The following is a 14710-nucleotide window of genomic DNA, read 5'->3' as shown; positions in this document are numbered from 1 at the left end:
CCCTCCCCCTATCCGCTCCGCAGCAGCCTGCGCTCCAGCGTACGGGAGGCGAAGCTTAGCGGAATCGTCAGGATGAGGTAGAAGACCGCGACGAAGGCGTACGAACTAACTGTATCATACGTCTCCGAGTTGACAATATCACCGAAGTACATGAGGTCGAAGCCGGATACGACACTAAGGATGGAGGAATTCTTCACTAGATTCAGGAACTGATTGCTAATCGGCGGTATGACGATCTTGATGGCTTGCGGCAATATTACGGCTCGCATCGTCTGTCCATAGCTTAGTCCGGATGAGCGTGCTGCCTCTGTCTGGCCCTTGGGCACTGCCTGGATGCCCGCTCGAACTGCCTCTGCAATATAGGATGAGGTGTAGATCATGAGCCCAAGTGTGCCGGAGACGAAGCCATCGAGTACAATTCCGAGCGCAGGAAGACCCAGGAAGAACAAGTAGACGACGAGGAGCAGCGGGATGTTCCGGAAAAACTCCACATAGGCTGCTCCAAGCACATTGAGCATTCTAACAGGCGTGATACGCATGATGGCGATGAGGACTCCAAGGACGAAGCTTCCTGCCAAGGCGAGGACACTCGCATAGATCGTCTGTACAATGCCCTCTAGATATAAGTCCGAATAGTTCGTTAAGATGTCGAAGTCAATCATGCACGTGCCCTCCACTTCCTTAAGCTGCTTGACTTATTCAGCAGGAGGCTTCTCGCCAATCCACTTCTCATAGATCTTGTCATACTCTCCGCTCGTCTTCAGGTCGCTCAGCACTTCATTCACTTTCTCATTGAGTGCAGCACTGCCCTTCTTCATCGCGATCCCGTACGGCTCATCTGTGAAGGTTCCGCCTACGACCTCATAGCCGGGATCCTGCTTCGTCATGCCGAAAAGAATCGCGTTATCCGTTGTCAACACTTCACCTTGACCAGCCTTCAGCGCAGTGAACGCGTCCTGATAATTCTCGTATTGCTGCACGCGCAGCCCTTCCACACGGTCCTCAATATTCTTAATGGAAGTGGCACCCTTCACACCGAGCACCTTCGTGTCCTTGGTCACATCTTCAATGCTGCGAATCGAACTGCCCTTCTTCACTAAGAGCGACTGCCCAGCCTTGAAGTATACGTCAGAGAAGTCGACTTCCTTCTTCCGCTCCTCTGTAATCGTCATCGTAGCTACGATGAGATCAATCTCGCCGTTGTTCAGCATAGGAATTCTCGTCTTGGACGTGACTTCCTTCAGCTCGATCTTGCTCTCATCTCCAACCAGCTTCGCTGCAATCGCCTTCGCGATATCAATATCGAAGCCTTCCACCTCGCCTGAGCCTGGGTCCTTCAGACCGAACAGCTTGGTATCGAACTTCACGCCGACGACCAGCTTGCCGCGTTCCGTGATGGCATCCAGCGTAGCGCTGCCTTCCTCGCCGCCCGAGCCGCCAGTGTTCCCGTTCGTGGCCGGCGCATTATTCCCATTGTTCGCAGGGTCTGCATTATTAGCGCCGCACGCCGCCAGCACAAGCATCATCATCATACCAATAAGGACCAGTGGAAGCTTCATTGTTCTCTCCATCTCGCATCTCCTCTTCTATATGTAACATATAGTCTTAATGATTAATGAGCCGGCTCAGGAACAGCTTCGCCCGCTCCGCCTTCGGACTTGCGAAGAAGGCTGCAGGCTGAGCTTCCTCTACAATCCTGCCTTCATCCATGAACACTACCCTGCTCCCAACCTCTCTGGCGAATCCCATCTCATGTGTGACCACAACCATCGTCATGCCCTCACGGGCCAGCGCCTTCATGACTTCAAGCACCTCGCCAATCATCTCCGGGTCTAGCGCGGAGGTTGGTTCATCGAACAGCATAATGCGCGGCTTCATAGCCAGCCCTCTGGCGATTGCTACCCGCTGCTGCTGACCGCCCGACAGCTGAGAGGGGTAGGCGTCAGCCTTCTCCGCAATGCCTACCTTCTCCAGGTAGAGCATCGCTGTCTCCTTCGCTTCCTTCTCCGACAGACCTCGGACCATCATCGGGGCTAGCGTAATATTGTGCAGCACAGTCCGATGGGGATACAGGTTGAAGTGCTGGAATACCATGCCGATCTCACTGCGCAGCTTGTTCATGTTCGTCTGCTTGCCGCCTACCAGCTCTCCATTCACCTTGAGCTCTCCACTCGAGATCTGCTCCAGCCCGTTAATGCAGCGAAGCAGCGTACTCTTCCCCGAACCGGAAGGTCCGACGACGACTACCACTTCTCCTTGTTCGACATGCAGATTAATGTCAGCTAGCACCTGGAACTTGCCGAAGTACTTGTCCACCTTCCGGAATTCAATCATCCTCTTCCTCCTCTCCTCAGTCTTCATGTAGCCTAGTACCTCCAGCAGGCAGACCGCACCCCTGTAAGAATATATGTATCTATTCATTAACCCAGAATAAGGATTGGTGAATCATGGAAGTCTAATGTTCAATAGATCTACACACAATTGCCCTCCCTTGTTCATTGAATTATGACGAGATTCCATTACAATTAGCTTAGTTCACTTATTTTCATATAAGGTCAGAAGGGGATATGTCACACATGGATAAATCGACTCGAGCTATACCAGAGAGAGCCATTACTTGGATTATTATTGGGTTGACTGCTCTAATTAACGGCATTGTGCTTGCCCTGCTGTTCCTGCCTCAATTAGGGGATGCCGAGCATGATACCCTCATCCTGCTGCCGCTGTTCAATGCTGTCATGAACGGCTTCACGTTCCTGTTCCTGCTGCTTGCTCTCTACATGATAGCGGCTAAGAAGAATATTACGTGGCACAGGCGGTTCATCTTCGCGGCCTTCACGACGACCACCTTCTTCCTGGTGTCCTACCTTACTTACCATTCCATGGCTGAATCTACCTCCTTCGGCGGGGAAGGACTGGTTGCTGGCATCTACTACTTCATCCTCATTACCCATATTGTCCTTGCCGCAGCTATCGTACCGCTCGCTCTGTTCACGGTCGTGCGCGGTCTGCAGATGAAGGTGGACAAGCATCGGAAGCTTGCGCGGTGGACGATGCCGATCTGGCTGTATGTCTCTCTGTCGGGCGTTATTGTGTACCTGATGATCTCTCCTTACTATGCTTAACAGATACATGTCTGGACCAAAAAAGCCCAACATACGATCGCTGTCTTAGCGGTCGGATGTTGGGCTCTTGCTTGCCTAGCAGGACGAACGAAGACCTTCTAACACTCTGCTCCAGTCATCTCGTTCGTGAAGAATCTCTTATATTCCTTAGGCGACAGTCTCACGGCCGACTCCCCGACATAGTGGAACTGCAGCGCTCTGCGACGCTTCACAGAATGGTTGTACGGTGTTCCGTGCGACAGCAGGCCATGGAACAGCATGAGTCCGCCTGATGGGAGCGGAACAGCAACATCCCGCTCCACCGGCACATGCAGATCGCAGATCTGCCAGTCTCGGATAGCATAGTGGGGAATGGCTCCCCCTGCATGCGAACCCGGAATAACGTGCATACAGCCATTATCGAGGTCCGCATCATCAAGTGCAATCCACACCCCCACGACGGACTTATCATAAGCAAGATTGCCGTAGGCCATATCCTGATGCCAAGGCTTCTCCCCTCCGCCATGCGGCGGCTTCAGCAGCGCCATATCCTGTACGAGCTTAGGCTTCTCCCCGAGAATCTTCTCTGCTGCTGCAAGAATACTCGGATGATTAGCGATGGCCTTCAGCCTCTCATTACCATCCTCTGAGGTGAAGTCGTAGATTTTGCGAAGGGCCAGCTCTCGATCCTCGATTGTAGGCAGCTCGCTTAGCGGCTTCACATATTGCAGCTTAGCTCCTTGATTCTCATAAGTAATAATGTCGACGATGGCTGCTATAGCTGTACTAACCTCTTGCTCACTCAGCGCCTTATTAATGCCCAAGAACCCCTGAGTCTGGTACTGCTTCAGCGCTTCCTCCCCGATATCTGACAGCCGTTCAAGCTTATCAGCGACCCGATCGAACCGATATAGCTTCTCCGATATTTGTTCAGGTGTTAAGGCTTCTGCCATTGTACCTTCCCCTCTCTGATTTGAACTTTAGTGTTGTTCCTTATCTGTATTTTACGTACAATATGCTTATTATGAAATGCACCAACCATCCTTATCATTTGCACTTAACTACTTATGTGAAGGAGGGATTATACGAGAGATGATACCTTATACCAAGTGGGAGCTGAATCCTCTTGCCTATGGGAAGACTGTGTGCGAGCCTTCCTGGAAGTGGCAGCGAATGGATCTTCCCTTCACCGATTATGACTTGTGGTATGTATGGAGGGGCGAAGGCTATATGCATCTGAATGGCAGAACGGAGCAGGTGCATCGCGGTGATTGCTACTTATTCCGGCCGGAGGATCTGACCTATGCAGGACATGATCCGAATAACCCTCTCCACGTGACGTATATTCACTTCTCTGCGCCTGAAGGTAATCACTCGTTGGAACGCCTTCCATCACGCATAACGTTCGATGATCCTACTGCGATTGAAGCTTATCTGGACCGTTATGTAGTCGCCATGAACCGGCATGCGGAAGGTTATGAGCAGGAATCTAATCTGCTGATGAATCTCATGCTTCACACGTATGAGCGCGAAGCGGCTAGAGCTCGTGAACATGACGGCTCTACGGCCCACCCGCTCACCGCAGCTATGACAGACGTTGCCGTCTTCATACGAGAGAATCCAGGCCGCCGCTTCAATCTAGCCGAGCTTGCAGCAATCGCCCACCTCTCTCCTCGTTACTTCTCCCTCAAGTTCAAGGAAGTGATGGGCATTACCGCCGAGAACTACTCCATTGCGAGGAGAATTGAGCGAGCAGAATACCTGCTTCGCCATCACGGTATGACCGTCGGGGAAGTCGCGGATGCGCTCGGCTATCAGAGCATCTACTTCTTCAGCCGGCAGTTCAAGCAGGTAACCGGCATTCCGCCTTCCCAAGTGAAGAAGCGTTGACACCGCCTTCACTCTGTCTTGATCCATGAGCTGCTCGTCACAAAAAAAAACCAGCCATCATACAGTCGGCATCGACTGCTGAAGGCTGGGCTCTTGGCTTACAAACATTATTACCTATCCTGCTACATGGAACGAATCAGTATATCTCTAACGGTGTCCCGGGTCATCGGCTTGTAGCCGCCAATGGAATCCTTCATGAACGACTTCTCCACCAGCTCATCCAGCCTGCTGCTGTCAATGTCGAAGTCTGCAAGCCGGCTAGGCGCACCCAGACTGTTCCAGAAGCTGCGGAGCGCCTCTGCCCCATCCATCGCTACCTCCAGCTCAGACTTGCCTGCTGGATCAACGCCTAGTACACGAACCGCAAGCAGAGCCATTCTCGATGGATCATACTCTGCGGAGTGTGCCATCCAGTTAGGGAACAGGACCGCAAGTCCGCCCCCGTGAGGAATATCGTATACCGCTGACAATCCGTGCTCGATCTGATGGGAAGCCCAGTCTCCTCCATCCGTTCCACTCGACAACAGGCCATTGAACGCTGTTGTCCCTGCGTACATGACTGTCTCTCTAGGCTCTATATTAGATAGATCCTTCACCAGCTTCGGAGCAGCCTCCATGACGGTCAGCAGTACCGACTCCATGAATCGGTCCAGCATGGGAGCGTTAGCCGTCCGATGGAAGTACTGCTCCAGCACATGCGACATCATATCTACGATGCCGTAGATCGTCTGATCGAGCGGGACGGTTACTGTATACGCCGGATCCAGGATGGAGAAGGCAGGGTAGACGAGCGGGCTCCCCCAGCCGCGCTTCTCATTCTTCTCCCAATGCGTAATGACGGAGATGTTGTTCATCTCGGAGCCTGTAGCCGCGAGCGTGAGCACGGTCCCATATGGAAGGGCAGACGACGCAGTCGCCTTCCGGGTAATGATATCCCATACATCCCCCTCGTACGGCACTCCGATCGAGATCGCCTTCGCACAATCAATGACACTGCCCCCGCCTACTGCGAGGATCATCGTGACCTCACGCTCCCGGCATAGCTCAATCCCGCGTTGCACGGTGCTTAGCCTAGGGTTGGGCTCAACCCCCGCCAGCTCCACCACTTCTGCTCCAATCTGGCTAAGCTGATCCATAACTTGGCCATACAGCCCGCTGCGCTTGATGCTCCCGCCGCCATAGACAAGCAGCACCCGCGCACCCTTACCAATCTCTAGCTGCAGCTTGTCAATCTGTCCGGCTCCGAACCAGAGCTTGGTCGGATTATGTTGTAAGAATGGTATCATCATTTATTTGCTCCTTCTGAATCGTATAGAACCGGATTCATTATATCATACACAACTGTACTGCACATCATTACAGAACTTTGCATCATTTTGGACGGGACAAGAATTGGGATTTTATTGGAAAATTATTGTATACACAGCAAGAGCCTGCGAATAAGTATGTAAAAGTGCAACGATCTACATTCTTATCTATAAGGAGGAGTCATGCCCTATATCACTCGATTCAACACAACGGCTAATGGTGCCGTCACCTTCACTGGCAACACGATGGGATTAGCGAAGGAGCTTAACACGAATAATCAAGGAATACGAGATTCAATCGGCGCCTTCATTACACTCAATACGTCCCTCCGCGCCACTAACTATCCTGCCGGGACCACCTTGGATTACCGCTTGAACGAATCGTTAGCCTTCTTAAGGATGCCTAGCATGAGTACCGTCATCTATGCCGAGCTCTTATGGGCAGCCAGCTATGCGTTCGGGAATGTCAGTGTAAGCTCCAATATTAACGATTCTGTTACCTTCGCAACACCAGCAGGCCGATTCAGCGTTGCGCCCGATCCTGCCACCGCCTTCAATCTAGCCCCTACCCGACAATATTATGTTCGCTCTGCTAATGTTACGCAGCTTGTTCAGCAGGGAGGCGCGGGAGCCTACAGCTGCGGACGTGTTCCCGGCATTGTAGCTCCGCTAAGCAATTCAGAGAATAACTGCGGATGGACCCTTGCTGTCATCTATGGGAACCCAACACTGCCTTCACGCAATATGACGATCTTCGTCGGGGCCGAGCTCGTGAACGGAGTCGCCGGCAACGTAGCAACCGTCAGCGGCTTCCTTACTCCGGTGACAGGAGCTATTAAGGGCAGATTAATGGTGAGCGCTCAAGAGGGCGATTCTAGCAATGTTGGCGATCAGATGCGATTCGGGCCGAATCCAGCCGGCCTGCAGCCTATCGCTGGTCCGAATAATCCCGTAGGCAACTTCTTCTGTTCACAGATTAATGGTGACGATGGATTGCTGGACACCAGCGGCACCTTCGGCAATCTGAACAGCCCGCTCGGAGCTACAGAGATTGGCCGTCGTCAAGGCTGGGATATAACGAATGTAGATGTCTCTCCCTTCCTGACCAACTCCCAATCCTCTGCATCCTTGCAAGGTACGTCCTCCGTTGATGTATATGTCATTAACGCGCTTGGGCTTCAGGTTGATGTGAATGCCCCGGTCTTCGTCACGACCAAGAGCGCGGACAAGACGACCGTACTCGTTGGAGAGACACTGACTTATACCGTGGTGGCCAAGAACACGGGAACCGCATCCGCTAATCTAGTGCTGCTTAGCGATGCCATACCGGATAATTCAGCGTTCATTCCCGGAAGTGTGACGATTGATGGTGTGACTCAGCCTGGACTAAGTCCGGAGTCTGGCGTTGACCTGGGTACCATTGCCCCTGGCGTATCGAGGACGGTTACCTATTCCACATCGGTATTATCTCGTCCTGTCGGCTCCACCTTGACGAATATTGCATTCGTTAATTATTCCTTCCAGAGCTTCCCCGGATCGCCCATCACGTCCGGGTCGAATGCTTCTAATGGAGTGAATACCTCCGTAGGCAATCGGCCGCCTATTACACAGGATTACAATCTGACTACTCCGGAGAATCTCTCCGTTAATGGACTAGTGACCGCTACGGATCCTGACTTCGATCCCGTCACCTTCACCTTGAATTCCAATCCTTCCGCCGGAGCAGCTTCCGTCAATCTGGACGGCAGCTTCACCTATGCACCGAATACCTTCTTCGTCGGCACGGATTCCTTCACCGTGCTTGCTTCCGACGGCCAAGGCGGAACAGCCATCTCTACGATAACTATCGTCGTAACGAATCAACCGCCCGTCACCTCCGATCTAAGCTTCGAGACACCGGAGAACACCGTGGTGACGAGCCAGGTGAGTGCTACGGATCCGAATGGCGACTTCCTCACCTTCCAGCTGAATTCCTCGCCAACCAGCGGTACGGCTGTCGTTCAATCCGACGGGACATTCACCTATACACCGAACTTCGGATTCATTGGCACGGACTCCTTCACCGTGTTGGTAAGCGATCAGAACGGAGCAACTGCGGTGTCCACCGTGACCATAACGGTATACAACCAAGCACCAATATCCGAGAATGTGACGATCTCCACACCGGAGAATATTGCAGTCAATGGGCAGATTACAGCTGTAGACCCAGACGGAGATCCGCTGACCTTCACCTTGAACTCAGCTGCTGTGAACGGTGTGGCTGTGGTTACTCCAACAGGAGGCTACACGTATACCCCAGGGGCTGGATTCGTCGGAACGGATACGTTCACGGTACTCATTACTGACTCCAATGGCGCATCCGTCATCTCAACGGTATCTGTTAACGTCTATGATCTTCCTCCTGTCGCTCAAGACTTAACCCTGCTTACGCCTGAGAACTTCCCGGTTAATGGTACAGTGACAGCATCGGATCCCAACGGAGATCCGCTCGTATTCAGCTTGAGCTCAACTCCAGGCAATGGGACTCTTGTATTCAACTCAGACGGCACCTTCACCTATACACCTGCAACAGGATTTGTAGGCAATGATTCCTTCACCTTCCAAGTGACAGATCCGTTCGGTCTGAACGACTCAGGTACGGTCATCATTACCGTCTATGACCTTCCTCCTATTGCTCAAGATTATACGATTACCACACCAGAGAACTTCGCTGTCAGCGGCCAAGTTGTCGCTACCGATCCCAATGGGGATCCGCTTGTGTATGCGATCAACTCACCTCCGGCTAATGGTATAGCCATTGTCAATACAGACGGAACGTTCACCTACACTCCGAACAATGGATTCGTTGGTGTAGACTCCTTCACTTATCTCGTAACTGACCCTAGCAATGAGTCGGATGTAGGCACAGTAACCATTAATGTGTATGACCAGCCGCCTGTCGCTCAGGATCTAGACTTGTCGACCCCGGAGAATGTACCGATCAGTTCAGCAGTAACGGCTACAGACCCTAACGGAGATCCGCTCACCTTCGCCCTGTTCTCAGGACCATCGAATGGGACGGTCGTCGTGAATCCGAATGGCTCCTTCACTTATACGCCTAATGCTGCCTTCATCGGATCAGACGTCATCAATATTATTGTAACGGATCCGTTCGGCTTATCGGATATTGCAACCATTCGTATTACCGTCTTCGACCAGCCGCCTGTTGCCCAGGATGCTTCCTACTCCACACCCGAGAATACGGCAATCAACGGCACATTGACGGCTACTGATCCGGATGGAGATCCGCTTACCTTCGCCCTGCTATCCTCCCCTGTGAATGGAACAGCAGTAGTGAATGCGAACGGTACCTTCACTTATACACCAGCTGCCTCATTCGTTGGTACGGATGCCTTCAATTACATCGTATCCGACCCTGCTGGACTATCGGATATTGCTACCGTGCGAATTGAGGTGTTCAACAATCCACCAGTAACACAGGATCTGGCCGTTAGTACACCGGAGAACTTTGCCGTTAACGGGCAAGTGACGGCTTCCGATCCGAATGGGGATCCACTCGTCTTCACCCTGAATGCAGCACCAGTGAACGGTACAGTTGTCCTTAATCCTGACGGGACATTCACCTATACGCCTAACAACTCCTTCGTAGGTATGGATGCCTTCACCGTAACCGTCAGTGATCCATTCGGAGCTAGTGCCATCTCAACAGTAACTGTCAACGTATTCAATCTTCCGCCGATTACTCAGAATATTGCTATCGCTACACCTGAGAACTTCCCTGTCAACGGTCAAGTGACGGCTACTGATCCGAACTTCGATCCGATAATATTCACCCTTAACTCTCCTCCAGCCTCAGGTACAGTAATCGTGAATACGGATGGTACATTCACCTATACGCCGAATACCGGATTCGTCGGGGTTGATACCTTCACCGTCTCTGTAACGGATCCTTCTGGCGGAAGTGCGACTTCCAATGTTACGGTGACTGTATTCAACCAGCCGCCTGTCACACAAGATGTGACCTTGAATGCGTTGCAGAACATTCCTGTTAATGGTCAAGTGCCTGCTACTGATCCTAACGGGGATGCTATTACGTTCACCCTGAATACTCCGCCTGCGAATGGTACGGCGCTCGTGAATCCGGATGGAACGTTCACTTACACCTCTAATGTCGGATTCGTTGGTCAGGATACCTTCACGGTGCTCGTCACGGATACGAATGGGGGAACGGCTGTCTCTACCGTAACGGTGTATGTCGTTACACAACCGCCAATCGTTCAAGATCTGACCGTGAACACGACGACGAATGTGCCGGTTAACGGCCAGGTCATTGCGGTCGACCCGGATGGGGATCCGATTACGTTCGCCTTGGACACTCCTCCAGCTAACGGCACCGTCATCGTGAATCCAGACGGCACCTTCACCTTCACGCCTAACGTTGGATTCGTTGGCACGGATACATTCACTGTCATCGTAATTGATTCCCAAGGCGCATCCTCCATTGGGACCGTTACGGTCAACGTCTCCAATCAGCCACCCGTCGCACAAGATACAGCGGCTTCTACGCCTAGGAATGTGCCGGTTAGCGGCCCAATTCCAGCTTCAGATCCGGATGGCAACCCGCTCTCATATGCCGTCACAATTCCAGCTGCGAACGGTACGGCGGTAGCGAATCCAGTAGGAACCTTCACGTATACGCCTAACTTGAACTTCATTGGAACAGATACGTTCACCATTACCGTCAGCGACGGGCTGGGTGGAACGGCGCTGTCTGTCGTGACGGTGACGGTGTTCAACCAGCCTCCGACGACTCAGAATGTGTACCTGAACACGCCTGAGAATATTGCTATATCCGGACAGGTAACGGCATCCGATCCAGACGGCGACCCTCTAACCTATTCCCTTAATTCGCCTGGAACAGATGGAGTCGCAGTCGTTGCACCGAATGGCAACTTCACCTACACTCCGAAACCAGGCTATGTCGGAGTAGATTCCTTCACTGTGCTCGTGAACGATGGATTCGGCGGAATCGTGTCCTCCATGGTTACGATTAACGTATTCGATCAGCCGCCAACAGCCCAGAACTTGTCTCTGACGACTCCGGAGAACTTCCCTGTCAGCGGCCAAGTAACAGCGAGCGACCCGAACGGCGATGCACTCACCTTCACCTTGAATTCAATACCAGCGAATGGGCAAGTATTGATTAATGGTGATGGAAGCTTCACTTATACACCGAACTTGAACTTTATTGGCTTAGATTCCTTCACCGTCCAAGTTCAAGATCCGTTCGGCATGTCTGCCTTCGCGACGGTTACCATTACCGTCTACGATCAGCCGCCAGTCACGTCTAACCTGAGCCTGAGGACGCCGGAGAATATTCCGGTCTCGAGCCAAGTCATCGCTAGCGATCCGAATGGCGATCCGTTGACTTACGTATTGAATACGCAAGCCGTGAATGGATCGGCAGTCGTTGGCCCGGATGGCAGCTTCACGTACACGCCGAATCTTGGCTTTGTAGGCTCGGATGCTTTTACTGTGAGGGTAAGCGATCCTTCCGGGCTCTCTGCCATAGCGACCATTACCATTGACGTGTTCGACCAGCCGCCTTTTGCACAGAATGCAACCTATCATACACCTCAGAATACGGTCGTTAGCGCACAAGTTGCCGCCTCTGATCCGGATGGCGACCCGCTCACTTACACATTAACGAATACACCATTGAACGGAACGACAGCTCTTGCGCCAGACGGCAGCTTCACGTACACGCCGAATCTGAACTTCGTTGGTACAGATGCGTTCTCCGTCACGGTTAGTGATCCTTCGGGCGCTAGCGCAATCGCGACCATTACCATCAACGTGTTCGACCAGCCGCCGACTGCTCAGAACTTAAGCTTGACGACACCAGAGAATATATCTATTACCGGTCAGGTAACAGCCATTGATCCAGACGGTGACCCGCTCGTATTCGCCCTTAATTCTGTACCTGTGAATGGAACGGCATCTGTGAATCCAGACGGCACCTTCTCCTACACTCCGAACTTAGAGTTCGTTGGCACGGATTCCTTCACGGTCGTCGTTACGGACCCTGCAGGATTAACTTCCGTCGCTACTGTTGTCATTAGTGTCATTGATCAACCGCCAATTGCTCAATCCATCACTCTCCGTACCCCGGAGAATGTTCCGGTGAACGGTGTGGTGAGCGCAGTTGATCCGGACGGAGACCCTCTGACCTATACACTTAATTCGCTGCCAAGCAACGGAACGGTCGTACTGAATCCAGATGGATCCTTCGTGTACACACCTAATCCATTCTTTGTAGGTACGAATGCCTTTACTGTATTGGTCACCGATCCGAATGGGCTCTCAGCTGTAGCCAGTGTCATCATTGAAGTATTCGACCTGCCGCCAGTCACTCAGAACATTACGCTGAGCACGCCAGCTGCAACGGCCATACAAGGTCAGGTCAGTGCAACTGACCCGAATAATGATCCGCTTATTTTCACCCTGAACTCTCCTGCTCTGAATGGGTCAGCGGTCGTTAATCCGAATGGACAGTTCACGTATACGCCTAATGCTGGCTTCACAGGTACAGACAGCTTCACCGTCATTGTCTCTGATCCGGCAGGTCTGACGGCAGTCAGTACCATTACGATTACGGTGTTCGATCAAGCGCCAATCGTTCAGGCTTATGCCTATCTTACGTTCCAGAATACGCCGCTGAACGGTCAGGTCGTAGCTACTGATCCTAACGGAGATCCCATTACGTACACCGTTAATTCTCAGCCGCTGAACGGAACAGTCCTCGTGAATCCGGACGGGACCTTCACTTACACCCCGGCCCCTTCATTCAGCGGTCTAGATTCCTTCACCGTCTTGGTGACGACACCTACCGGGGGCACAGCCGTATCTACCGTTCAGATTAACGTCATTAACCGACTGCCAGTGCTGCAGAATATTGAAGTGTCTACTTCAGGCACAACGCCAGTTGGTGGTACAGTAACTGGCGTGGATCCGGATGGCGGGCCACTCACTTACAGCCTTAACGCACCGCCAACGGACGGAACAGTCCTCGTGAATCCAGACGGAACCTACACGTATACCCCTAACTTCGGGTTCGTCGGGGTAGACTCCTTCACCGTGCTTGGTACAGATGTTGGCGGCGCGTCCGGTGTGGCCACAGTCACGATTAACGTACTCAATATCCCGCCGATCGCAGAGAGCAATGTCATCTCCACACCGCAGAATATTCGGACACAAGGTCAGATTGTTGCTACGGACCCGAACGGAGGACCGCTCACTTACACGGTACAGACTCCTCCGAAGAGTGGTACCCTGCTCCTTAGCGCGGATGGCAGCTACTTCTATACACCAGATCTAGGCTTCATTGGCACTGATGTATTCACCGTGCTCGTGACCGATGTTCATGGCGCAACCGCACTATCTACCATTACAGTTGGCGTATATAACCTGCCGCCTAGAGCGGATGCAGCTGCAATTATCGTCTACTTCAATACACCAACCATCAACATCGTGACCGGTACGGATCCGAATAACAATCCGCTGCTCTATACCATCGTTCGTAACCCGACGAATGGATCGGTTGTGGTTGACATTGAGAATGGGGGCTTCATCTATACCCCTAATCCAGGCTATGTCGGACCCGACAGCTTCCTCTTCCAGGTATACGACGGCTATGGATTAACTTCGCAGTCCGAGGTCGTGGTCAATGTATCGCCGCTCGCGCCGAACATCCCGCCATACGGTGATAATATTACACTAACGACTCCGCAAGGCGTTCCGGTCAGCGGACGCGCTATTGCAGCAGATCCAGAGAATGATGCCATCACCTACTCGTTGAATCAACCTCCGGTGAACGGAGAGGCCATTGTGAACGCCGACGGTACCTTCACCTATATTCCGAATGCGAACTTCGTAGGTACAGAGAGATTCACGATTCGGGCATCCGATGGGAATGGCGGTTCGGTCATTATTACCGTTACAGTTAATGTCATAGGAGGCAATGCACCAGCGGCTGGCAACCGGCCTCCGACAGCGAGCAATCTATCGATCTTCACCCTGGAGAATACACCAGTACGAGGAACAGTAACAGCCAGTGATCCTGATGGTGACCCGCTCACCTTCTCGCTCAGCCGAGGTCCGAATCTCGGTATCGTACAGCTGAACGCTGATGGCAGCTTCATCTACGTGCCGAATGCCAATGTATCAGGTGTAGACTCCTTCCTTGTAACCATCTCGGATGGGCGCGGGGGAACAACAACTGCAACTGTCACTGTAACCATTGAGCCAGATGATGAGGAGTAAGTTGAAGTAACCAGCGTTTATTTAAAAAAGGCTAACCTTCATTTTGTTTGAAGGTTAGCCTCTTTTTCATTCTTGGTACACTTTACG

The 14710-nt window shown here is 52.3% G+C and carries 8 protein-coding genes; 3 read left to right on the top strand and 5 right to left on the bottom strand.

The genetic code is table 11. From position 1 onward, the window contains the following. Positions 1-8 precede the first annotated feature (8 nt). The 3 genes from ACFO9Q_RS11245 to ACFO9Q_RS11235 are packed head-to-tail and all read right to left on the bottom strand — an operon-like array spanning position 9 to position 2334. Entirely contained in the window at positions 9-662 is a 654-nt protein-coding gene (locus ACFO9Q_RS11245; RefSeq protein ID WP_379181886.1) for an amino acid ABC transporter permease, read from the bottom strand. A 33-nt stretch (positions 663-695) separates the two neighbouring features. Continuing rightward, a complete protein-coding gene (locus ACFO9Q_RS11240) occupies positions 696-1571 on the bottom strand; it encodes a glutamate ABC transporter substrate-binding protein (protein WP_379181884.1) in 876 nt (291 codons plus the stop codon). A 34-nt stretch (positions 1572-1605) separates the two neighbouring features. Further along, positions 1606-2334 (bottom strand): amino acid ABC transporter ATP-binding protein, encoded by a 729-nt coding sequence (locus tag ACFO9Q_RS11235; protein WP_379181882.1) that lies wholly within the window; start codon positions 2332-2334, stop codon positions 1606-1608. 242 nt (positions 2335-2576) lie between these two features. Between ACFO9Q_RS11235 and ACFO9Q_RS11230 the strand changes: the two genes are divergently transcribed. Beyond that, positions 2577-3125 (top strand): DUF420 domain-containing protein, encoded by a 549-nt coding sequence (locus tag ACFO9Q_RS11230; protein ID WP_379181879.1) that lies wholly within the window; start codon positions 2577-2579, stop codon positions 3123-3125. Between the two features lie 98 nt (positions 3126-3223). Here the strand turns inward: ACFO9Q_RS11230 and ACFO9Q_RS11225 are convergent, their stop codons facing one another. After that, complete coding sequence (locus ACFO9Q_RS11225) at positions 3224-4057, bottom strand: phytanoyl-CoA dioxygenase family protein (RefSeq protein ID WP_379181877.1); 834 nt, start codon at positions 4055-4057, stop codon at positions 3224-3226. 139 nt (positions 4058-4196) lie between these two features. On the opposite strand from ACFO9Q_RS11225, the gene ACFO9Q_RS11220 reads away from it, so the two are divergent. Then, a complete protein-coding gene (locus tag ACFO9Q_RS11220) occupies positions 4197-4994 on the top strand; it encodes a helix-turn-helix domain-containing protein (RefSeq protein ID WP_379181875.1) in 798 nt (265 codons plus the stop codon). A 122-nt stretch (positions 4995-5116) separates the two neighbouring features. On the opposite strand, the gene ACFO9Q_RS11215 is transcribed toward ACFO9Q_RS11220, so the two are convergent. Then, positions 5117-6280: an iron-containing alcohol dehydrogenase gene (locus ACFO9Q_RS11215; RefSeq protein ID WP_379182735.1), complete on the bottom strand. Its 1164-nt coding sequence runs from the start codon at positions 6278-6280 to the stop codon at positions 5117-5119. 204 nt (positions 6281-6484) lie between these two features. Here ACFO9Q_RS11215 and ACFO9Q_RS11210 point away from each other — a divergent pair, with 204 nt between their 5' ends. Next, complete coding sequence (locus ACFO9Q_RS11210) at positions 6485-14623, top strand: Ig-like domain-containing protein (protein WP_379181873.1); 8139 nt, start codon at positions 6485-6487, stop codon at positions 14621-14623. The last annotated feature ends 87 nt before the right edge of the window (positions 14624-14710 follow it).

Source organism: Paenibacillus sp. GCM10023252, assembly GCF_042653305.1.
Taxonomy (GTDB): Bacteria; Bacillota; Bacilli; order Paenibacillales; family Paenibacillaceae; genus Pristimantibacillus.
The sequence above is the reverse complement of the archived record's forward strand: the minus strand, read 5'-3'. Positions and strand labels throughout refer to the sequence as shown.

Bases quoted from the DNA above. Each gene is read 5' to 3' on its own strand.
- ACFO9Q_RS11220 (WP_379181875.1), top strand. From the start codon at position 4,197: ATGATACCTTATACCAAGTGGGAGCTGAATCCTCTTGCCTATGGGAAG.
- ACFO9Q_RS11215 (WP_379182735.1), bottom strand. From the start codon at position 6,280: ATGATACCATTCTTACAACATAATCCGACCAAGCTCTGGTTCGGAGCC.
- ACFO9Q_RS11245 (WP_379181886.1), bottom strand. From the start codon at position 662: ATGATTGACTTCGACATCTTAACGAACTATTCGGACTTATATCTAGAG.
- ACFO9Q_RS11235 (WP_379181882.1), bottom strand. From the start codon at position 2,334: ATGATTGAATTCCGGAAGGTGGACAAGTACTTCGGCAAGTTCCAGGTG.
- ACFO9Q_RS11210 (WP_379181873.1), top strand. From the start codon at position 6,485: ATGCCCTATATCACTCGATTCAACACAACGGCTAATGGTGCCGTCACC.
- ACFO9Q_RS11230 (WP_379181879.1), top strand. From the start codon at position 2,577: ATGGATAAATCGACTCGAGCTATACCAGAGAGAGCCATTACTTGGATT.
- ACFO9Q_RS11240 (WP_379181884.1), bottom strand. From the start codon at position 1,571: ATGGAGAGAACAATGAAGCTTCCACTGGTCCTTATTGGTATGATGATG.
- ACFO9Q_RS11225 (WP_379181877.1), bottom strand. From the start codon at position 4,057: ATGGCAGAAGCCTTAACACCTGAACAAATATCGGAGAAGCTATATCGG.